Source organism: Streptomyces sp. NPDC091682, assembly GCF_044756625.1.
Taxonomy (GTDB): Bacteria; Actinomycetota; Actinomycetes; order Streptomycetales; family Streptomycetaceae; genus Streptomyces.
The window spans coordinates 381,985-401,782 of sequence record NZ_JBIVTH010000006.1 but is presented as its reverse complement, the minus strand read 5'-3'; the positions used below and the strand labels follow the sequence as shown (position 1 = coordinate 401,782).

Here is a 19,798-nt window from a genome sequence, read left to right as displayed (position 1 = left end):
GGCGGACGCTGTGAAGAAGGTGTGGGGGGCCGATGGCGGGAGCGCGTTCCTGCTGTCGGTCCCCCTTCCACTGCCGTACGGTTTCTGCAGATGAGTGAGACACCCCGCTCCAGGGATTCCGGGGGCGACACCAGTACGGGGCTTCCCCAGCACCGTTCTGGGCATGCGTTCGCGCACACTCCTCACCGATCGGACGGCCGTTCGCCCCAAACCCCCCGGGGCGCCCGGCAACCCGATCTGGGCGGCCGTCCCGGAACCATCCCCCCTGTTCCGGGACGGCCGGCCACTCCTCTCCTGATCGCCGCGCTCTGCGGTCTCTTCTTCTCCCTGGTCACCTGGCAGGTGCTGGTCTCCGGCCCGCTGCTGACCCCGGACCACGCGCTGAGCCGCACCCTGGTGCGCACGGTCCCGGATTCCGTCACCGAGCGCCTCTCCGACCTCGGCGACATCCCGGTCGCGGTGCCCGTCCTCATCCTGGCCATGGCCTACTCCGCACGGCGCGGGCGGGCGCTGGCCGCCGGGGCCGCGGGCCTGGCGATGGCCCTGGTGCCGGCCCTGGTCATCCCGTTCAAGGCGTGGACCGCCCGGCCCGGCCCCCTGGAACCCTGGGCCGCCGGCTACTTCCCCTCGGGCCACACGGCCACCGCGGCCGTCGCCTACCTCGGCGCGGCCCTGCTCGTGCGCCCGTACGCCCGCCGGGCATGGCCGACGGCCGCCGCCCTGGTCCTCACGGGGGCGACGGCCGTCGGGCTGGTCCTGCGGGGGTGGCACTGGCCGCTGGACGTACTGGCCAGCCTGCTGCTCTGCACTCCCCTGCTGCTCGGCGTGGCGTGGGCCGTCCGGAGGGGCCGGACGGATCAGCCGGGCCGGACGGGGCAGCCGCCTCGGCCGTATCAGCCGCCGAAGTAGGCGTCGAAGTTCCGGCTGAACTCCCAGCCTCCGAAGCGGTCCCAGTTGATCGACCAGGTCATCAGGCCGCGCAGCCCCGGCCAGGTGCCGTGGGTCCGGTAGGTCCCGCAGTCGGTCTTCTTCGTCAGGCAGTTCAGCGCCCCGGTCACTTCCGCGGGCGGGGTGTGCCCGTTGCCCGCGTTGGTCGTGGCCGGGAGGCCGATGGCGACCTGGTCCGGACGCAGGGCCGGGAAGACCCGGGCCGTGTTCCCGGCGACCGGGAAGCCGGTGAGCAGCATGTCGGTCATGGCGATGTGGAAGTCCGCGCCGCCCATGGAGTGGTACTGGTTGTCCAGGCCCATGATCGGTCCGGAGTTGTAGTCCTGGACGTGGAGCAGGGTGAGGTCGTCGCGCAGGGCGTGGATGACCGGGAGGTACGCGCCGGCGCGCGGGTCCTGGCCGCCCCAGGGACCGGAGCCGTAGTACTGGTAGCCCAGCTGGACGAAGAAGGTCTCCGGGGCCATGGTCAGGACGAAGTCCGGGCCGTACTTGGCCTTCAAGGTCTTCACGGCCGAGATCAGGTTGACGACGACCGCGGTGGTGGGCGCCCGGAAGTCGGTGTCCCCGGTGGCCAAGGACAGGGAGTGGCCCTCGAAGTCGATGTCCAGGCCGTTGAGGCCGTACTCGTCGATGATCTTGCTGACGGAGGAGACGAAGGCGTCCCGGGCGGCCGTGCTCGCCAGCTGGACCTGACCGTTCTGGCCCCCGATGGAGATCAGCACCTTCTTGCCGGCCGCCTGCTTGGCCTTGATCGCGGCCTTGAACTCCCCCGCGGATTCGACGTTCGGGCATTCCGCGACCGGGCAGAGCCGGAAGCGGATGTCGCCCGAGGTCACCGAGGTCGGTTCGCCGAACGCGAGGTTGATGACGTCCCAGGATTCGGGCACGTCGGCCATCCGGACGTATCCGGAGCCGTTGGCGAAGCTCGCGTGCAGGTATCCGACGAGCGCGCGGGCGGGGAGGCCGCCACCGCCGCCACCGCCACCGCCGGGCGTGGTCGCGGAGGCGGGCGCGCTCTGCGGGGACTCGCCCGCCGCGTTCACCGCGCTGACCCGGAAGGTGTACGTGGTGGCCGCGGCGAGGCCGGTCACGGCCGCCGGGGCGGAGGTGACGCTCAGGGGCGCCGCGCCGTCCCGGTGCACGGTGTACGAGGTGGCGCCCGGGACCGGCACCCAGGACAGGGCGACCGAGGTCGAGGAGGTGGCGGAGGCGGTCAGGCCGGTGGGGGCGGCCGGAGGTCGGGGCTGCCCGGGACCGCCGGGGTCCGGGCCGACCAGGGTGAGGTCGTCGGTGACATGGGCGGGCTGGCCGTACCAGCCGTGGGTGTGGACCGTCACCGAGGTCGTGGCCGGGCCGGTGCGGAAGGTGGCGGTCAGCTGCTTCCAGGCCCCCGGGGACTGCGTCCAGGTCGACACGTCGGTGGTGCCGGTGCCGGTCGCGCCGAGGTAGACGTACGCGCCCTGCACCCACGCGCCGAGCGTGTACGTGGAGTCGGGCTTGACGGTGACGGTCTGGGAGCAGCGGGCGTTGTCCTGGCCGACCGGGGTGGCCCGTAAGGCGGAACTTCCGCCGTGGACGGGTGTGGTGACGACGGCTCCGCTGCCGCCCGGGCAGCTCCAGCCGTCGAGGCCCGCTTCGAAGCCTCCGTTGCGTACGAGGTCGGCGTCGGCCGCCGCGGCCGGCGGGCCCGCGGCGAGGAAGCCGGCCACCGCGAGGGCGGCGGCCGTGAGGACGGATATGGCTCTGCGCACAACTGCCTCCGGTACATGGGGGGATGGAGGGGGTCAGCGGCGCCCAAGATGGTCCAGACCAATACCCTTGTCAAGGCTTCCGGTCACCTCCGTCAGCACGCGCGCGGCCGCCTCGTGCATCGCCAGCTCCAGCACGGCCGGATCGGTGAGCGTCCCTTCGCCGTCCGGGAGCACCAGCCAGCGCACCCCGCCGGTCGCCCGGCCGGGATACGGGACCACGATCCAACTCCCTTGCCCGGCACTGCGCACGCCCGTGCCGAGCCACCCCGACGCCGTGCCGGCCGGTACGAAGAAGCCCAGCCGGGAGTCGTCCGCATCGGCGAACACCGGGCCGGGCCGGTCGAGCAACAGGCCGAGTACGTCAAGGGTGGGCCGCCCCAGCTCCCCGGGCAGGATCAGTACGTCCCAGCCGCGGCCGGCGGGCAGCAGGGCGACCCCGAGGGGGTTGCGCTCCCACTCCCACCGACAGGCGTCCGGATCCGGCGCCACCGATACCAGCCATTCCACCGCCGCTTTGGCCCCCGGGATCGTCATCGCCCGGCCTCCGTTCCCTGTAGGTGAGGGGTTCTCACCTGGAGAGAGCGGGGCCGGGCGCAGGTATGACGCGGGTTCCGTTACCCCGTGGCAGTGAATCGGGTCACACGGTGACCGCCGGTCGGACGCCGGGGGTACGCGCTCAGGAGGCCTAGCTGTCGAAGCCGAGGCCGAAGCGGTCCAGCGTCTTGAGCCACAGGTTCCGGTGTCCGCCGCGGGCGTCCGCGCGGGCCAGCGACCACTTGGTCAGCGCGATCCCGGTCCAGGCGAAGGGCTCGGGCGGGAACGGCATCGGCTTGGACTTCACCATCTCCAACCGGGTGCGCTCGGTGGAGAGCCCGTCCAACAGGTCCAGCATCACGTCCGCCCCGAAGCGGGTGGCGCCCACGCCGAGGCCGGTGTAACCGGCGGCGTAGGCCACCTTCCCCGAGTGCGCCGTGCCGAAGAAGGCGGAGAAGCGCGAGCAGGTGTCGATCGCACCGCCCCAGGCGTGGCTGAACTTCAGCCCCTCCAGCTGCGGGAAGGCCGTGAAGAAGTGCTCCGCGAGCTTCAGGTAGGTCTCGGGGCGGTGGTCGTACTCGGAGTCGAGCTTGCCCCGGTAGGGGTAGATCGCGTCGTAGCCGCCCCACAGGATCCGGTTGTCGCGGGTGATCCGGAAGTAGTGGAACTGGTTGGCGCTGTCGCCGAGCCCCTGGCGCCCCTTCCAGCCGATCGCGGCCAGCTGGGCCTCGTCGAGCGGCTCGCTCATCAGCGCGTAGTCGTAGACCGGGACGGTGAACGGGCGGACCCGGCGGACCAGCGAGGGGAAGATGTTGGTGCCGAGGGCGACCCGGCGCGCGAGGATCGTGCCGTAGGGGGTCGTCACGGTCATCCCGGAACCGGCCGCGGCCAGCTTGAGGCCGCGGGTGTTCTCGTAGATCCGCACCCCGAGCTCCAGGCAGGCCCGCTTGAGGCCCCAGGCCAACTTCGCCGGGTTGAGCATCGCGACGCCGTTGCGGTCCCAGAGGCCCGCGAGGAAGGTCGGCGAGTCGACCTCGGCGCGCACCGCCTCGCCGTCCAGCCATTCCGAGCCGTCGGCCAGCCCCAGGCGCAGCGCCTCCTCGTGCAGTTCGCGCAGCTCCTCGACCTGGTGCGGTTCGGTGGCGACGTCGATCTCGCCGGTCCGTTCGAAGTCGCAGTCGATGCCGTAGCGGGCGACGGCCTCCTCGATGGCGTCGAGGTTGCGGGCGCCCAGCTCCTCCAGCTTGGCCAGCTCGCCGGGCCAGCGGGCCAGCCCGTTGCTGAGGCCGTGGGTGAGGGAGGCGGCGCAGAATCCGCCGTTGCGGCCGGAGGCGGCCCAGCCCGCCTCCTTGCTCTCGATCAGCACGACGTCCCGTTCGGGGTCGCGCTCCTTGGCGATCAGGGCGGTCCACAGTCCGCTGTAGCCGCCGCCGATGACCAGCAGGTCGCAGCGCTCGTCAGAGGTGAGCGCCGGCTCGGCGGCGGGCTTGCCGGGGTCGTCCAGCCAGTACGAGACCGGCTTCGCTTCGGAAAGTGATGCAGCAACACTACGCATGGCGACTGGGGCCATGGCTTCCAACTCCCTACGGAACTGATGACGTGCTTTCCCGAATTACTTCGGTTGCGCCTTCTTGCGGCGGTTGCCGACCATCTGGCCGGCGAGGACCACCAGCACCGCGATGACGAACATCGCCGTACCGATGACGTTGATCTGCACGGGCGTACCGCGTTGGGCCGATCCCCACACGAACATGGGGAAGGTGACGGTGTTGCCCGAGTTGAAGTTGGTGATGATGAAGTCGTCGAACGAGAGCGCGAAGGAGAGCAGCGCGCCCGCCGCGATACCGGGTGCCGCGATCGGCAGGGTGACCCGTACGAAGGTCTGCACCGGGCCGGCGTAGAGGTCGCGGGCGGCCTCCTCCAGCCGCGGGTCCATGGACAGGACGCGCGCCTTGACGGCGGCGACGACGAAGCTGAGGCAGAACATGATGTGCGCGATCAGGATCGTCCAGAAGCCCAGCTGGATGCCCATGTTAAGGAAGAGCGCGAGCAGCGAGGCCGCCATCACGATCTCGGGCATGGCCATGGGCAGGAAGATCAGCGAGTTGACCGCCCCGCGCGCCCGGAAGCGGTAGCGCACGAGCGCGAAGGCGATCGCGGTGCCCAGCGCGGTCGCGACCAGGGTGGACCAGAGGGCGATCTGGAGCGAGAGGGACAGGGAGCCGCACATGTCGGCGACCCCACAGGGGTCCTTCCACGCGTCGAGGGAGAACTCCTGCCAGGCGTAGTTGAACCGCCCGGTGGGGTTGTTGAAGGAGAAGACGGTGACGACGACGTTCGGCAGGATCATGTACGCGAGCGTGCCGAGGCCCGCGATGACGACCAGGTTGCGCCGGAGCCAGGTGAGGGGATTGCGCATCAGACCAGGTCCTCCGTCCCCGCTCGGCGGATGTAGATGGTCACCATGATCAGCACGATGGCCATGAGAATGAAGGACAGCGCGGCCGCCGTCGGGTAGTCGAGGATCCGCAGGTACTGCGACTGGATGACGTTGCCGATCATCCGGGTGTCCGTGGAGCCGAGCAGCTCGGCGTTCACGTAGTCACCGCTCGCCGGGATGAAGGTGAGCAGGGTCCCGGAGACCACGCCCGGCATCGAAAGCGGGAAGGTCACCTTCCGGAAGACCGTGGCGGGGCGGGCGTACAGGTCCCCGGCCGCCTCGTGGAGTCGGGTGTCGATGCGCTCCAGCGAGGAGTACAGCGGCAGGATCATGAAGGGGAGGAAGTTGTACGTCAGGCCGCAGACCACCGCGAGCGGCGTGGCCAGCACCCGGTCCCCCTCGGTCATGCCGAGCCAGCTGGTGACGTCGAGGAACCCGATGTTGTTGAGGACGGCGACCACCGGGCCGCCGTCGGCCAGGATCGTCTTCCAGGCCAGCGTGCGGATCAGGAAGCTGGTGAAGAACGGGGCGATCACCAGGACGAGCAGCAGGTTGCGCCAGCGGCCGGCCTTGAAGGCGATCAGGTAGGCCAGCGGGTACCCGAGCAGCAGGCACAGCGCGGTCGCGGTGCCCGCGTAGAGCAGGGAGCGCAGGAACTGCGGGTAGTACTCGGTGAAGGCGTCCCAGTAGGTCCCGAAGTGCCAGGTGACCTGGAAGCCCTCTTCGAGGGAGCCGGTCTGCACCGAGGTGGAGGCCTGGTAGACCATCGGCAGGACGAAGAACACCAGCAGCCACAGGATGCCGGGGAGCAGCAGCCAGTACGGGACCAGCCGCTTGCGCAGGGACGCCTTGTGCACCGGGGGTTCGGTGGAGGCGGGCGCCTGGGGCGGCGCCGCGGTGGTCGTCATGCGCCCTCCTCCACCGTCTCGATGCCCGCGTCGATGTCCTGGGCCGCGTCGAGGCCGAAGGTGTGCTCCGGGTTCCAGTGCAGGACCACCTCGGCGCCCGGGACCAGGCGGCCGTCGCGCTCGATGTTCTGGACGTAGACCTCGAGCTCGGGGCAGACGGGGCTGTCGATGACGAACTGGGTGGAGACTCCGATGAAGGAGGAGGCGGCTATGCGGCCGGTGACCTTGTTCCGGCCCGTCGCTATGGTGTCCTCCTCCTCGGCCGGGACCAGGGACACCTTCTCCGGGCGCACACCGACCAGCAGCTTCCCGCCGGCGCGGGGCGTGGTCGAACATCGGGCGGCGGGCAGCCGGAGGGTGGCACCGGAAGCGGAGACGACGACCTCGGATCCGGCGGATTCCACCGAGGCCTCGATCAGGTTCGAGGTGCCGAGGAAGTTGGCCACGAAGGTGGTGCCCGGGTTCTCGTAGAGCTCGGCGGGGGCGCCCAGCTGCTCGACGCGGCCGCCGTTCATCACGGCGACCGTGTCGGCCATGGTCATGGCCTCCTCCTGGTCGTGCGTGACGTGCACGAAGGTGATGCCGACCTCGGTCTGGATCCGCTTGAGCTCCAGCTGCATCTGGCGGCGCAGCTTGAGGTCGAGGGCGCCGAGCGGTTCGTCGAGGAGGAGCACCTGCGGGTGGTTGATCAGCGCGCGGGCCACGGCGACGCGCTGCTGCTGGCCGCCGGAGAGCTGGTGCGGCTTGCGCTGGGCGAACTGGCCGAGCTGGACCAGCTCCAGCATGTCGTCGACCTGCTTCTTGACCGACTTGATGCCGCGGCGGCGCAGCCCGAAGGCGACGTTCTCGAAGATGCTCAGGTGCGGGAAGAGCGCGTAGCTCTGGAAGACCGTGTTGACCGGGCGCTTGTACGGCTGGAGGTCGGTGACCTCCCGGTCGCCGAGGTGCACCGTGCCGGTGGAGGGCTCCTCCAGGCCGGCGATCATGCGCAGCGTGGTGGTCTTCCCGCAGCCCGAGGCGCCGAGCAGGGCGAAGAAGGAGCCCTGGGGGATGGTCAGGTCCAGCGGGTGCACGGCGGTGAAGGTGCCGTAGTGCTTGCTGATCCCGGAGAGGCGGACATCGCCGCCCGCGGTCTTGTCAGTCATGGATGGTCCCGGGGTTGGGTGGGGCAAGGGGTCGAAGGCTCGGCGGAGCGGTCCGGGCCGGGCCGCCGCCGGAAGGGTCCGGCGGGCGGCGCCGCGGTCCGGCGGGATCGGCTCGCCGCAGGGCGTGCGTCAGGCGCCGATGAGCTTGGCGAACTTCTCCTCGTACGCCGTCTCTTCCTCGCTGGTGAGGGAGCGGAAGGCGTGGGCCTTGGCGGCCATCGCCTTGTCCGGGACGATCAGGGGGTTGTCCGCGAGCGCGGGGTCGATCTTGGCCAGCTCGTCCTTGACGCCCTCGACCGGGCAGACGTAGCTGATGTACGCGGCCAGCTGGGCGGCGATCTCGGGCTCGTAGTAGAAGTCGATGAGCTTCTCCGCGTTGGCCTTGTGCCGGGCCTTGGCGGGGACCAGCAGGTTGTCGCTGGAGGTGATGTATCCGGGGGCCGGGATGGCGTACTTGATGTCCGGGTTTCCGGCCTGGAGCTGGATGACGTCGCCGGCCCAGGCGAGGCAGGCGGCGAGGTCGCCCTTGTCGAGGTCGGAGGTGTAGTCGTTGCCGGTGAAGCGGCGTATCTGGTTCTTGTCCACGCCCTTCTGGAGCCGTCCGATGGCCTCGTCGAAGTCGGCGGTGGTGAAGGTCGCCGGGTCCTTGCCCTGGTCGAGCAGGGTCATGCCGACGCTGTCGCGCATCTCGGTGAGGAAGCCGACGCGGCCCTTGAGGGAGGGGTCGTCGAGCAGTTGGGTGACGGAGTCGACCTTCTTGCCGCCGGTCGCCTTCTCGTTGTAGGCGATGACGGTGTCGATGCCGGTCCAGGGGTAGCTGTAGGACCGTCCCGGGTCCCAGTCGGGGGTGCGGAACTGCGGGATCAGGTTGGCGTAGGCGTGCGGGAGGTGCGCGGGGTCCAGCTTCTGCGCCCAGCCGAGGCGGATGATGCGGGCGGCGAGCCAGTCGGTGACGACGATCAGGTCGCGGCCGGTGTCCTGGCCGGCCGCGAGCTGGGGGCGGATCTTGCCGAAGAACTCGACGTTGTCGTTGATGTCCTCGGTGTACTTGACCTTGATGCCGGTCCGCTTGGTGAACTCCTCCAGCGTGGGACGGCTCTTCTCGTCCTCGCTGGTGTCCATGTACTCGGTCCAGTTGGAGAAGTTGATCTCCTTCTCCCGGTCCGAGTGGTCGTCGGAGGCCACGGCCGCGTCGCCCTCGCGCTTGGCGGGCGGGATCCCGCACGCGGTGAGGGCGGACAGCCCTCCGAGGGTGAGCGCTCCGACTCCGGAGGCGCGCAGCAGCGAGCGGCGGGTGAGGGCCCCGCGCCCGCTGGTGAGGCTGCGCCGCATCGCGGCGAGTTGCGCCGCTGAGAGGCGGTCGGGCTCGAACTGCTCCATGCGCTGTGCCCTTTCGGGAGGTGTACCGCTGGTCAGGCGGTGGGCCCACGCGGCGTCGGCCGCGGATGGTTACGGACGGTCCCCGAAGATCGTGCGGTGCCAGTCCTTCTCGGCTACCGCGGTGTTGTCGTACATCACGTGCTTGACCTGCGTGTACTCCTCGAAGGAGTAGGTCGACATGTCCTTTCCGAAGCCGCTGGCCTTGTAGCCCCCGTGGGGCATCTCGCTGATGATCGGAATGTGGTCGTTGACCCAGACGCAGCCCGCCTTGATCTCGCGGGTGGCCCGGTTCGCCCGGTAGAGGTCACGGCTCCAGGCGGAGGCCGCGAGTCCGTACGGGGTGTCGTTGGCGAGCGCGAGGCCCTCGTCGTCGGTGTCGAAGGGCAGGACGACGAGGACCGGGCCGAAGATCTCGGACTGGACCACCTCGCTGTCCTGGGCGGCGCCGGCGATGAGGGTGGGGCGGTAGTACGCGCCCTCGGCGAGGTCCCCGGCCGGGATCTCGCCGCCGGTGACGACGGTGGCGTAGGCGCGGGCGCGCTCGACGAAGGCGGCCACCCGGTCGCGCTGGGCGTGCGAGACCAGCGGGCCCAGGTCGGTGGTGGGCGCGAAGGGGTCGCCGAGGCGGACGCCCTCCATCAGCTCGGCCACCCGGGCGACGAAGGCGTCGTACAGGGGGCGCTGGACGTAGGCACGGGTGGCGGCCGTGCAGTCCTGGCCGGTGTTGATGAGGGAGGCGGCGACGGCGCCGTGCGCGGCGGCCTCCGGGTCGGCGTCGTCGAAGACGAGGAAGGGGGCCTTGCCGCCGAGCTCCAGGTGGAGCCGCTTGACGGTGGCGGTGGCGATCTCGGCGACCCGCTTGCCGACGGCGGTGGAGCCGGTGAAGGAGGTCATCACCACGTCGGGGTGGCCCACCAGGTGCTCTCCGGCCTCGCGGCCGGCACCGGTGACGATGTTGATCACGCCGTCGGGCAGGCCCGCGTCCTTGGCCGCCTGCGCGAACATCAGGGAGGTCAGCGGGGTGAGCTCGGCGGGCTTGAGGACGATGGTGTTGCCCGCGGCGATCGCCGGAAGGATCTTCCAGGCGGCCATCTGGAGCGGATAGTTCCAGGGCGCGATCGAGCCGACGACCCCGATGGCCTCGCGGCGTACGTAGGAGGTGTGGTCGCCCGAGTACTCGGCGGCCGCCTGCCCCTGGAGGTGGCGGGCGGCGCCCGCGAAGAAGGTGGTGTTGTCGATGGTGCCCGGTACGTCGAACTCCGTGGACAGCTTGATCGGCTTGCCGCACTGGAGGGATTCGGCGTACGCGAAGTCCTCCGCCTGCTCGGCCAGTACGGCCGCCAGCCGGTGCAGGGCGTCCGAACGCTCGCCGGGGGTGGCGCCGGACCAGCCCGGGAAGGCCCTCTTGGCGGCGGCGACGGCCTCGTCGACGTCCGCGGTGCTCGCGAGCTCGTAGGTCAGGACCTCGTCGCCGGTCGCCGGATCGACCACGGTGTGTGACTGTCCGGAGGTGCCGGACCTCAGCCGCCCGTCGATGTACTGCGCGCCGTCCGCGAAGCGGTCCTTGACCTGGAAGCGGTTGCCCATAACGCTCTCACGCTCTCCGTAGCTACAGTTCGAGCTACAGCTCGAATTGAGTGCCGATCCTGGCAGAGGTGACGCCCTCGGCCAAGTGATTCCGTTGTTGCCTTTTGATTACGCGACGGAATCGGTCGACCATGTGTCGAGGCACACCGAAAATCCCGTACGAAGTGTCAGTGGCGACTGCCAGACTCGCGTGCATGGAGATGATGGACGAACTGATCAAGCAGGTCAGCCGTGGTGAACGGGTGAAGTACCTGCCGTTCTGGGGGCACCGGCCGCAGCCGGACGGCAGGCTCGGTCCGAGCTGCCTGAGCCAGTGGTGGCCTGCTTCCTTCACTGTCGGTGACGTCCGTTATGCGACTGCGGAGCACTGGATGATGGCCGGCAAGGCCCGGCTGTTCGGGGACCCCGAGGCGGAGCGCGCTGCGGTGGAGGCGAAGAGCCCGGCCCAGGCGAAGAAGATCGGGCGCCTCGTGCGCGGCTTCGACAACGCGATGTGGGAGCGGGAGCGGTTCGCCCTGGTCGTGGAGGGCAGCGTGCACAAGTTCGACTCCGACCCGGCGCTGCGCGGGTACCTGCTGGGCACCGGGAACCGGGTGCTGGTGGAGGCGAGCCCGATGGACCGGATCTGGGGCATCGGCCTGGCTGCCGACGACGAGCGCGCCCTGGACCCGGCGCGCTGGCGCGGGCTGAACCTGCTGGGCTTCGCCCTCATGGAGGCCCGCGAGCGGCTGCGCGAGACGGCCGCATGACGCTGCGGGTGACGCAGCGGCGGCGCGGGGCCGGGGAAAATGCGTGGCGGCGGCCCGTACGGGCCGCCTAATGTGATCAACGTCCAGGTGCGAAGGCGAGACCTACTTCGACTCATAATCGGGCGGCCGCGGGTTCGAGTCCCGTCACCGGCTTCAGGCCGGTGTAGCTCAGCTGGTAGAGCACCTTGCGGTTTCGCCGACTTCGATCTCTGGACACCTACGTCACGCACCTCCCGGTGCGCAGGCTGCGGCTCCTTCTTTTGCAAAGACACCCAGGCCGCCGCCACCTTGATCTCGGGAGGCCGGCGTGGGGGATGCCCGGTGCGCAGGCGACGGTTACTTCTGGGGACCCGGAGGTCGTGGGTTCGAATCCCACCCGGCTCGTCACCCGCAAGGGAACGGGCCGGTGGAGCAGCCAGGTAGCTCGCCGGGCATAAAGTCCGCCGCCGACTCCCGATCTCGGGCATCCCCCACGCAACGCCTCCCCCGCTTCCATCGAATTCGGGGGGATTCTCATGGCTCGCTTCAACCAGCGCGCGTCCAAGTCGGCGCCCGCCTCAACCACTTCGCCGGTGCGCTCCACCGGCCCCGCCCGCACCGCTCAGGGCGGCCCGGGCCACCTGCGCGACCCGCGCTCCGAGCTGTTCCTGCTCGCCGTCGCCAACTTCGTCACGCAGCGGACCGCCTACGAGGGCGGCGGGGCGCGCGACGACCGGTTCGCGGCGCTCGTGCGCACCCTCGCCGTCGAGGATCCCGCCTGGACGGCCGGCCTGCTGGGCTGGCTCCGCGGGGACGCGAACATGCGGACCGCCTCGCTCGTCGGCGCCGCCGAGTACGTGAAGGCCCGGCTCGACGCGGGCGCCACCGACGGGCCTTCGAACCGCCAGGTGGTCGACTCCGTCCTGCGGCGCGCGGACGAGCCCGGCGAACTGCTGGCCTACTGGACGGCGACGTACGGGCGCAACGTGCCCAAGCCCGTCAAGCGCGGCATCGCCGACGCCGTGCGCCGGCTGTACTCCGCCGCCTCGCTGCTGAAGTACGACACCGACTCCAAGGCCTTCCGATTCGGTGACGTCCTCAACCTCGTGCACGCCGCTCCCGACCCGGCCAAGGCCTGGCAGGGCGAACTGTTCCGGCACGCCCTCGACCGCAGGCACAATCCGGAGGGCGCCGAGGTCCCAGCGGGCAACCGGACCCTCGCGGCCCACCGGGCGCTGATGGAGCTGCCGGTCGCCGAACGGCGTGCCGTGGTCCTCGCCCCGGACGGGGTCGAGCGGCTCGCGGCGGCGGGCATGACCTGGGAGGCGCTGGCCGGTTGGCTGCAGGGGCCGATGGATGCGGCCGCCTGGGAGGCGGTCATCCCGTCCATGGGTGCGATGGCGCTGCTGCGCAACCTGCGCAACTTCGACCGGGCCGGGGTCTCGGACGCGGTGGCCGCGCAGGTCGCGGCGAGGATCTCCGACCCGGAGGTCGTCGCCCGGTCCCGGCAGTTCCCCTTCCGCTACCTGGCCGCCTATCAGCACGCGCCCTCGCTGCGCTGGTCGTACCCGCTGGAGCAGGCGCTCGGCCACTCGCTGGCCAACGTACCGGCGCTGCCGGGCCGCACCCTGGTCCTCGTCGACCGGTCGGGGTCGATGTGGTCCCCGCTGTCGGACCGCTCCGAGCTCAACCGGGCGGATGCCGCGGCGATCTTCGGAACGGCGCTTGCACTGCGGGCGGAGCGGGCCGATCTGGTGCAGTTCGGTACGACCAGCGAGGTCGTCCCGTACGACCGCGGCGAGTCCGTGCTGAAGGTGCTGGAGCGGTTCGGGGACCTCGGCGGGACCTACACGGCCAAGGCGGTGAAGGAGCACTACGACGGTCACGACCGGGTGTTGATCGTCACCGACGAGCAGGCCGCCTCGTACGGCTACGGCGGCGATCCGACCGCCGAGGTGCCGCCCGCGGTTCCGGTCTACACCTGGAACCTGGCCGGCTACCGGGTCGGGCACGCGCCGTCCGGTACCGAGAACCGGCACACCTTCGGCGGGCTCACCGACGGGGCCTTCCGGATGGTGTCCCTGATCGAGGCGGGCCGCGACGCCGACTGGCCGTGGGTCTCCTGAGGCGGCGCGTCAGACCTTCTCGCGCACCTGGGAGTTGTCATAGGGGCTGCCGTAGGGCGAGTCGTCGACGGACCCCCGCTCCATGAAGTCGGCGAATATGAGCACGATCATCACGGCACCCAGCAGGGCGCCGATCGAGCCCAGGATGATGCCGGCGAGCGCCATCCCGCCGTTGTTCGCCTCGCCCCGGCTCGCCTTGCCGCGGCCCAGCGCACCGAAGACGATCGCGGCCGCCCCGAGCACGACCGCGAAGAAGCTGGTGATGCAGCCGACGACCGCGAGGATCCCGAGGACGAGCGCGGTGATGCCGAAGCCGTTGCTGGGCTGCACCCCGTAGGGCGGGTACCCGCTCTGGCCCGGGTACCCCGGGTACCCGCCTTGGCCCGGGTACCCCGGGTACCCGCTCTGGCCCGGGTATCCGGTCTGCCCGGGGTATCCGGCGTCGCCGGGGTATCCGTAGCCGGGCTGGGCCGGGTACCCGTACGCAGCGGACGCGGGCGGACCGGTCATCGGCGTCGGCGTCGGCGTCGGTATCGGAGCCTGGATCGGGGTCGGCGTCGGCGCGGACGGGGTGAACTGGTCGCCCGGCATCCCGGCGAGCGTCGGCTGGTCGTGCACGGACGGCGGGCCCGACACGCCCGGCGTCCCCTGCCCGCCCTGCGGCTTGCCCAGCTCCACCGCCGGCCGCTCCAGCGGCGCCCACGGGTCTCGCGGCTCGGGACTGCTGTCGGTCATACGGCGCCCCCCTCTCGTACAGCCATGCTAAGCGCTGCCACCGACAGTCACGGGCGTGCCTACGATGAATCCCGACCTGCCCGCACCCGCGTCCTCCCGGAGGCACCCCCATGACCGACCTGCACCCCTTCATCGCGGGACTGCCCAAGGCCGAACTCCACGTCCACCACGTCGGCTCGGCATCCCCGCGCATCGTGGCCGAGCTCGCCTCCCGGCACCCCGACTCGAAGGTCCCCACCGACCCCGAGGCCCTCGCCGACTACTTCACCTTCACCGACTTCGCGCACTTCATCGAGGTCTACCTGTCGGTGGTCGACCTGGTCCGCACCCCGGACGACGTGCGCACCCTCACCTTCGAAGTCGCCCGCGACATGGCCCGGCAGAACATCCGCTACGCCGAACTGACCATCACCCCGTACTCCTCCACCCGCCGCGGCATCGACGAGAAGGCCTTCATGGAGGCCATCGAGGACGCCCGCCGGGCCGCCGAGACCGAACTCGGCGTCATCCTGCGCTGGTGCTTCGACATCCCCGGCGAGGCCGGCCTGGAGGCCGCCGCCGAGACCGCCCGGCTCGCCGTCGACCACCGCCCCGAGGGCCTGGTCTCCTTCGGCCTCGGCGGCCCCGAGATCGGCGTCCCGCGCCCGCAGTTCAAGCCGTACTTCGACGCCGCCCGCGCCGCCGGTCTGCGCAGCGTCCCGCACGCCGGCGAGACCACCGGCCCGGAGACGATCTGGGACGCCATCCGCGAGCTCGGCGCCGAGCGCATCGGCCACGGCACCAGCGCCACCCAGGACCCGGAACTGCTGGCGTACCTCGCCGAGCACCGGATCGCGCTGGAGGTCTGCCCGACCTCCAACATCGCGACCCGCGCGGTGACCGACCTCGACCGGCACCCCGTCAAGGAGATGGTCGCGGCGGGCGTGCTCGTCACCATCAACAGCGACGACCCGCCGATGTTCGGATCCGACCTGAACAACGAGTACGCCGTGGCCGCCCGCCTCCTCGAGCTCGACGAGCGCGGGCTCGCGCAGCTCGCCAAGAACGCCGTCGAGGCCTCCTTCCTGGACCCGGCCGGCAAGGCCGCGTTGAACGCGGAGATCGACGCGTACACCGAGGAATGGCTCGCGCGCTGACGCGTTCCCGGCAACTGTGCCCCTGAGAATGGGAACATGAGCACTCTGACTGCCGTCGGTCACCGCGGCGATCCCTACCGTGTCCGTGAGAACACCCTGGCCTCGATCCGCTCCGCCTTCGCGCGCGGGGCGGACGCCGTCGAGATCGACGTACGGCTGACCCGGGACGGGGTGCCGGTCCTCCTCCACGACGAGACGCTCCAGCGGCTGTGGGGCCACGACGTACGCCTCGACGAGGTCACGGCCCCACAGCTGAAGGGACTGACGCTGGGCGGCGTCCCCACGCTGCGCGACGCCTTGGCGGCCGCCGGGTCGGGCCGGCTGATGCTCGACCTGCCCGGCGCCACGCCCGAGGCGGTGCGGATCGTCGTGGGCGAGGTCCGCGAGTGCGGGGCGCGCGAGCGGACGTACTACTGCGCGGGCCCGAACACGATGCTGGCGGTCCGCGCCGCCGATCCGGGCGCGGAGATCGCACTGACCTGGACCTCGCTGTCGCCGCCGCGGCGGGCGCTGATCGATGCCGTGGCACCGCGCTGGCTCAACTACCGCTTCGGACTGGTGAGCCGGGAGCTGGTGGACGCGCTCCACCGGGACGGCCTGCTGGTATCGGCCTGGACCGCGGACACCAAGCGGACGATGAAGGGCCTCGTCGCGGCGGGGGTCGACTCGATCACCACGAACCGGCTGGACGCGCTGACGGCGGTACGGACCGGGCTCGGGCGGTGATACGGGCCTTCCGGGAGGGCGTCCGCGGCACCGATCCGCGGTGGCAGGACCTGGGCCTGACCCTGCTGGTGCAGTTGGCCGTCACCATGCCGTTCGTCGTGCCCCGGTCACCCGATCTCCCTCCCGTGAGCTGGCTCTCGTACGCGATGACCACGGCCGGCGTGCTGCCCCTGATCTGGCGCCGCCGGGCGCCGGTGGCGGTGCTGGCGGCGATCCTGGCCGTCGGGGGGATCTACAAGGTCACCGTTGACGGGCCGGGCCAGCCGCTGCCGTACGCGGGCCTCATCGCCTTCTACACGGTCGCCCTGCAGTGCACCCTGCGGGTGCGCGCCGCCGTGGGGCTGGCCACCGTGATGGTGGTGGCCGCGTCAGTGGGCTGGGAGACGGGAACGGCGCGAGAACTGCTGTTCACGCTCTTCGTCTCGGCGGCGGCCTACGCCCTGGGACGGCTCCAGCACGCGCGGCAGGCCCACACCGAGGCCGCCCTGGCCCGCGCCGCCGAGCTGGAGCGTGCCAATCGGATCGAGGCGGAGCAGGCTGCCGCACGCGAACGGGCCAGGATCGCACGGGAGATGCACGACGTCCTCTCGCACGCGGTCAGCATCATGATCGTGCAGGCGGAGGCCGGACCGGTGGCCGTGCGCAGGGCCCCGGAGCGGGCCGAGGCGGCCTTCGAGGCGATCGCGGAGACGGGGCGGGACGCCATGGCACAGCTGCGCGCGATGCTGGGTGTGCTGCGCACCGAGGAAGCCGCGCCCCGGAGCCCGCAGCCGGGGATCTCCGGGCTGGCGGAGCTGGTGGACCGGGTGCGGGCCAGCGGACTGCGGGTGGGGTACGGGCGGAGCGGCGCGGTGCGCGAGCTGCCGGCCGCGTTGGAGGCGACCGTGTACCGGGTGGTGCAGGAAGCCCTGACCAACGTGGTCAAGCACGCCGGGGCTTCGGCGGCGGACGTCACGCTCGTGTACGGACCGGGAACGCTCACGGTGACGGTCACGGACGACGGCCGGGGACCCGGTGACGCCTCGGGCGGGCACGGGCTGATCGGGATCCGCGAGCGGGCGGCGGCCCATGGCGGTACTGCCGAGTCCGGCCCGGGTCCGGACGGGGCCGGGTATGCGGTGCGGGTGTCCCTTGTAACCTCGCGCCTGGAGGTGGGCAATTGACGATCCGTGTGGTGGTGGCCGATGACCAGGAGCTGGTGCGCAGCGGCTTCGCGATGATCCTCGGCGTCCAGGAGGACATCGAGGTCGTGGCGGAGGTGGGGGACGGTGCGGCGGCGGTAGAGGCGGTGGCCCGGCTCGCGCCGGACGTGGCACTGCTGGACATCAGGATGCCGGTGCTGGACGGGATCGAGGCGTGCCGGACGATTTCGGCGGGGAGCGCGTGCCGCACGGTGATGCTCACGACTTTCGACTCGGACGAGTACGTGTACGAGGCCCTGCACGCGGGGGCGAGCGGGTTCCTGCTGAAGGACGTGCGGCGGGACGACCTGGTGCACGCGGTACGGGTGGTGGCGGCGGGCGAGTCGCTGCTGGCGCCGTCGGTGGCGCGGCGGCTGATCGAGGAGTACACGACGGCGACGGCGCGGCCCGCCCTTCCGGCGGACCGGCTGGAGGTGCTGACGGCGCGGGAACGGGAGACGCTGCTGCACCTGGGGCGGGGCCTGTCCAACGCGGAGATCGCGGCGTCGCTGGTGGTGAGCGAGCACACGGTGAAGTCGCACGTGGGGAACGTGCTGGCGAAGCTGGGACTGCGGGACCGGATCCAGGCGGTGATCTGCGCGTACGAGACGGGCCTGATCGCGGCGGGTACTCCCTCTGGGGAGTGAGGGGACGGCGTGTCGCCTCCCCCGGGCCGGCTAGTTGTCGTACCGGTGAAAACCCCTCTGGATGGTGATCCGCAACTACCCCTCTGACCTGGAGCATTGAGGTCATCGGGGCAGACGGCTCCGATGCATCACAGGGGGAGCACACCACCATGAATGCACGTACGCGCACGCTGATCGCAGCCGCCCTGGTCCTGGGGATCGCGTCCGGTCCGGCCGTCGCGCACGCCGCTCCGGTCCCCGCGCCGGCGGCGGCCGCAGCGGGCCTCTACACGCCCCTCGTTCCGACCCCGCCGAATGCGGCGGTACTGGAACGGGCGATGGCCGGTCTCGGGGCGGAACACAAGGACGCGACCGCCGCGCTGGTCCGCGTCGGGGGTACGAGCGGCAGCTGGCGGGGCAGTTCCGGTGTCGCGGACGTCGCCACTGGGCGGGCGGCCATCGACCAGGGGAGGTTCCGGGCGGGGTCGGTGACCAAGACCTTCACCGCGGCGGTGGTCCTCCAGCTGGCGGCCGAGGGTCGGGTGGACCTGGACCGGCCGGTCCGGCGGTACCTGCCCGGGACCGTCCCCGATGCCTACGGCGCGGTCACCGTACGGCAGTTGCTCAACCACACGAGCGGCATACCGGCGGCGGACGGCCCGGGCGACTCGTTCGAGGCGCAGTGGGAGCACCGCTTCGATGTGACCGACCCGCGAGACCAGCTGGTCAATGCCCTCGCGAAGAAGCGGGAGTTCACCCCGGGCTCGGCCCAGCACTACCTGAACATCAACTACACCTTGCTGGGCGTGCTCGTCGAGAAGGTGACCGGCACCTCGTACGAGGAGGCGGTCGGCCGGCGGATCCTGAGGCCGCTCGGTCTGCATCAGACCTCGTTCCCGTCCCGGACGCAGACGAGGATCCCCGGCCCGCACAACCGTGGTTACCAGGCGATAGCCAAGGTGGACGGCTCCCGGGAGCTGCGGGACGTGACCGAGTGGAACTCCTCGGACCGCTGGGCGGCGGGGGACATCATCTCGACCACGGCCGATCTGGAGCGGTTCACCAAGGCCCTGTTCAGCGGGCGGGTCGTACCGGCGGCCCAGCTGGAGGAGATGTTCACGGTGCCCGATGTGAAAACCTTCGGCAACGGGAAGGCCGCCGAGATGACGGCGGGAATGTCCAGGGTCACCCTGCCGGACGGCACGGTGCTGTGGGGCAAGTCCGGTGGCCGGCACGGGTACAGCACCGGCATGGGCGCGACCCGGGACCTGTCCCGCACCTTGGTCTACTCGGTCAACGCCACGAACGCCAAGGGCGAGGAGACGAACCCGGTGGTCCTGGGGATCGTGATGGCGGCCTTCGCCCGGTAGGCATCAGGCGGGCATCGCCTCAAGTCGCTTGATCATCCGGCGGAGCACCAGCAAGGGAATCACCCCGAAGACTCCGAACGACATGTCGATGACGCTCCACCAGATGGGGATGCCCCGGATCGGGCCGCATATCAGGGCCAGTGGAATCACTCCGGCGCAAGCGATCATGCCGGCTTCGATGATCCAGATGTTGCGGACCGGGTCGCGGTGGACCCCGTAGAAGAAGACGGCGATGACGAGGTGGGCGAAGGCGAGCCAGTCGGTGCCGTAGAGGAGGAAGGGGTAGTCGGCGTCGGCCCGATCCAGCCCGTCGCCCACACGTCGTAGCCACTCGTTGTCGATCAGCGCATTGGCCCAACGGAGTTCGCTGACCAGGGGGAAGGCCGTGAGGCCGCTGAGTACCAGGCAGATCAGGAACAGGGTCAACCAGGCACGGATCCGCCGCTCAAGGGCGCTTCTCTCGCTCATGGAAGGAAG

The 19,798-nt window shown here is 70.9% G+C and carries 18 protein-coding genes; 8 read left to right on the top strand and 10 right to left on the bottom strand.

What is annotated here, in order from left to right:
- Positions 1-90: 90 nt before the first annotated feature.
- Positions 91-909, top strand: coding sequence for a phosphatase PAP2 family protein (locus ACIQK6_RS17165; RefSeq protein ID WP_402695012.1), 819 nt, complete (start codon positions 91-93; stop codon positions 907-909).
- Here the strand turns inward: ACIQK6_RS17165 and ACIQK6_RS17160 are convergent.
- From ACIQK6_RS17160 to ACIQK6_RS17125, 8 genes are all read right to left on the bottom strand, one after another.
- Positions 894-2,687, bottom strand: a complete 1,794-nt coding sequence (locus ACIQK6_RS17160; protein ID WP_402695030.1) for a chitinase — start codon at positions 2,685-2,687, stop codon at positions 894-896. The genes ACIQK6_RS17165 and ACIQK6_RS17160 overlap by 16 nt on opposite strands.
- A gap of 45 nt (positions 2,688-2,732) precedes the next feature.
- Positions 2,733-3,233 carry a hypothetical protein gene (locus ACIQK6_RS17155; RefSeq protein ID WP_402695011.1) on the bottom strand — a complete coding sequence of 167 codons (501 nt, stop codon included), beginning with the start codon at positions 3,231-3,233 and terminating at the stop codon, positions 2,733-2,735.
- Between the two features lie 151 nt (positions 3,234-3,384).
- Positions 3,385-4,803, bottom strand: coding sequence for an FAD-dependent oxidoreductase (locus ACIQK6_RS17150; RefSeq protein ID WP_329098792.1), 1,419 nt, complete (start codon positions 4,801-4,803; stop codon positions 3,385-3,387).
- A gap of 42 nt (positions 4,804-4,845) precedes the next feature.
- Entirely contained in the window at positions 4,846-5,652 is an 807-nt protein-coding gene (locus tag ACIQK6_RS17145) for an ABC transporter permease (RefSeq protein WP_030718627.1), read from the bottom strand.
- Positions 5,652-6,581 (bottom strand): ABC transporter permease, encoded by a 930-nt coding sequence (locus tag ACIQK6_RS17140; RefSeq protein WP_329098793.1) that lies wholly within the window; start codon positions 6,579-6,581, stop codon positions 5,652-5,654. Before ACIQK6_RS17140 ends, ACIQK6_RS17145 begins: the two co-directional genes overlap by 1 nt.
- Positions 6,578-7,726, bottom strand: a complete 1,149-nt coding sequence (locus ACIQK6_RS17135) for an ABC transporter ATP-binding protein (RefSeq protein ID WP_329098794.1) — start codon at positions 7,724-7,726, stop codon at positions 6,578-6,580. The genes ACIQK6_RS17140 and ACIQK6_RS17135 overlap by 4 nt, the downstream gene beginning before the upstream one ends.
- 129 nt (positions 7,727-7,855) lie before the next feature.
- Positions 7,856-9,106, bottom strand: coding sequence for a spermidine/putrescine ABC transporter substrate-binding protein (locus ACIQK6_RS17130; protein ID WP_329098795.1), 1,251 nt, complete (start codon positions 9,104-9,106; stop codon positions 7,856-7,858).
- A 69-nt stretch (positions 9,107-9,175) separates the two neighbouring features.
- Positions 9,176-10,693, bottom strand: coding sequence for a gamma-aminobutyraldehyde dehydrogenase (locus tag ACIQK6_RS17125; RefSeq protein ID WP_329098796.1), 1,518 nt, complete (start codon positions 10,691-10,693; stop codon positions 9,176-9,178).
- A 194-nt stretch (positions 10,694-10,887) separates the two neighbouring features.
- Between ACIQK6_RS17125 and ACIQK6_RS17120 the strand changes: the two genes are divergently transcribed.
- Complete coding sequence (locus ACIQK6_RS17120; protein WP_329098797.1) at positions 10,888-11,442, top strand: NADAR family protein; 555 nt, start codon at positions 10,888-10,890, stop codon at positions 11,440-11,442.
- 515 nt (positions 11,443-11,957) lie between these two features.
- Complete coding sequence (locus ACIQK6_RS17115; RefSeq protein ID WP_329098798.1) at positions 11,958-13,547, top strand: TROVE domain-containing protein; 1,590 nt, start codon at positions 11,958-11,960, stop codon at positions 13,545-13,547.
- A 9-nt stretch (positions 13,548-13,556) separates the two neighbouring features.
- On the opposite strand, the gene ACIQK6_RS17110 is transcribed toward ACIQK6_RS17115, so the two are convergent.
- Positions 13,557-14,282: a DUF4190 domain-containing protein gene (locus tag ACIQK6_RS17110; RefSeq protein ID WP_329098799.1), complete on the bottom strand. Its 726-nt coding sequence runs from the start codon at positions 14,280-14,282 to the stop codon at positions 13,557-13,559.
- Positions 14,283-14,392: 110 nt separating this feature from the next.
- On the opposite strand from ACIQK6_RS17110, the gene ACIQK6_RS17105 reads away from it, so the two are divergent.
- The 5 genes from ACIQK6_RS17105 to ACIQK6_RS17085 all read left to right on the top strand — a co-directional run bounded on the left by ACIQK6_RS17105 (position 14,393) and on the right by ACIQK6_RS17085 (position 19,321).
- Positions 14,393-15,418: an adenosine deaminase gene (locus ACIQK6_RS17105; protein ID WP_329098800.1), complete on the top strand. Its 1,026-nt coding sequence runs from the start codon at positions 14,393-14,395 to the stop codon at positions 15,416-15,418.
- Positions 15,419-15,454: 36 nt separating this feature from the next.
- Entirely contained in the window at positions 15,455-16,144 is a 690-nt protein-coding gene (locus tag ACIQK6_RS17100) for a glycerophosphodiester phosphodiesterase (protein ID WP_329098801.1), read from the top strand.
- An 86-nt stretch (positions 16,145-16,230) separates the two neighbouring features.
- The gene (locus ACIQK6_RS17095) at positions 16,231-17,307 is read left to right on the top strand and encodes a histidine kinase (RefSeq protein ID WP_329107600.1); all 1,077 of its coding nucleotides are present in this window, start codon (positions 16,231-16,233) and stop codon (positions 17,305-17,307) included.
- Entirely contained in the window at positions 17,304-17,972 is a 669-nt protein-coding gene (locus ACIQK6_RS17090) for a response regulator transcription factor (protein WP_329098802.1), read from the top strand. Before ACIQK6_RS17095 ends, ACIQK6_RS17090 begins: the two co-directional genes overlap by 4 nt.
- A gap of 149 nt (positions 17,973-18,121) precedes the next feature.
- Complete coding sequence (locus ACIQK6_RS17085) at positions 18,122-19,321, top strand: serine hydrolase domain-containing protein (protein ID WP_329098803.1); 1,200 nt, start codon at positions 18,122-18,124, stop codon at positions 19,319-19,321.
- 3 nt (positions 19,322-19,324) lie between these two features.
- Here the strand turns inward: ACIQK6_RS17085 and ACIQK6_RS17080 are convergent, their stop codons facing one another.
- Complete coding sequence (locus ACIQK6_RS17080) at positions 19,325-19,789, bottom strand: hypothetical protein (protein WP_329098804.1); 465 nt, start codon at positions 19,787-19,789, stop codon at positions 19,325-19,327.
- Positions 19,790-19,798 lie beyond the last annotated feature (9 nt).

Bases quoted from the DNA above. Each gene is read 5' to 3' on its own strand.
- ACIQK6_RS17165 (WP_402695012.1), top strand. From the start codon at position 91: ATGAGTGAGACACCCCGCTCCAGGGATTCCGGGGGCGACACCAGTACG.
- ACIQK6_RS17155 (WP_402695011.1), bottom strand. From the start codon at position 3,233: ATGACGATCCCGGGGGCCAAAGCGGCGGTGGAATGGCTGGTATCGGTG.
- ACIQK6_RS17150 (WP_329098792.1), bottom strand. From the start codon at position 4,803: ATGGCCCCAGTCGCCATGCGTAGTGTTGCTGCATCACTTTCCGAAGCG.
- ACIQK6_RS17145 (WP_030718627.1), bottom strand. From the start codon at position 5,652: ATGCGCAATCCCCTCACCTGGCTCCGGCGCAACCTGGTCGTCATCGCG.
- ACIQK6_RS17140 (WP_329098793.1), bottom strand. From the start codon at position 6,581: ATGACGACCACCGCGGCGCCGCCCCAGGCGCCCGCCTCCACCGAACCC.
- ACIQK6_RS17135 (WP_329098794.1), bottom strand. From the start codon at position 7,726: ATGACTGACAAGACCGCGGGCGGCGATGTCCGCCTCTCCGGGATCAGC.
- ACIQK6_RS17130 (WP_329098795.1), bottom strand. From the start codon at position 9,106: ATGGAGCAGTTCGAGCCCGACCGCCTCTCAGCGGCGCAACTCGCCGCG.
- ACIQK6_RS17125 (WP_329098796.1), bottom strand. From the start codon at position 10,693: ATGGGCAACCGCTTCCAGGTCAAGGACCGCTTCGCGGACGGCGCGCAG.
- ACIQK6_RS17120 (WP_329098797.1), top strand. From the start codon at position 10,888: ATGGAGATGATGGACGAACTGATCAAGCAGGTCAGCCGTGGTGAACGG.
- ACIQK6_RS17115 (WP_329098798.1), top strand. From the start codon at position 11,958: ATGGCTCGCTTCAACCAGCGCGCGTCCAAGTCGGCGCCCGCCTCAACC.
- ACIQK6_RS17110 (WP_329098799.1), bottom strand. From the start codon at position 14,282: ATGACCGACAGCAGTCCCGAGCCGCGAGACCCGTGGGCGCCGCTGGAG.
- ACIQK6_RS17105 (WP_329098800.1), top strand. From the start codon at position 14,393: ATGACCGACCTGCACCCCTTCATCGCGGGACTGCCCAAGGCCGAACTC.
- ACIQK6_RS17100 (WP_329098801.1), top strand. From the start codon at position 15,455: ATGAGCACTCTGACTGCCGTCGGTCACCGCGGCGATCCCTACCGTGTC.
- ACIQK6_RS17095 (WP_329107600.1), top strand. From the start codon at position 16,231: ATGCCGTTCGTCGTGCCCCGGTCACCCGATCTCCCTCCCGTGAGCTGG.
- ACIQK6_RS17085 (WP_329098803.1), top strand. From the start codon at position 18,122: ATGAATGCACGTACGCGCACGCTGATCGCAGCCGCCCTGGTCCTGGGG.
- ACIQK6_RS17080 (WP_329098804.1), bottom strand. From the start codon at position 19,789: ATGAGCGAGAGAAGCGCCCTTGAGCGGCGGATCCGTGCCTGGTTGACC.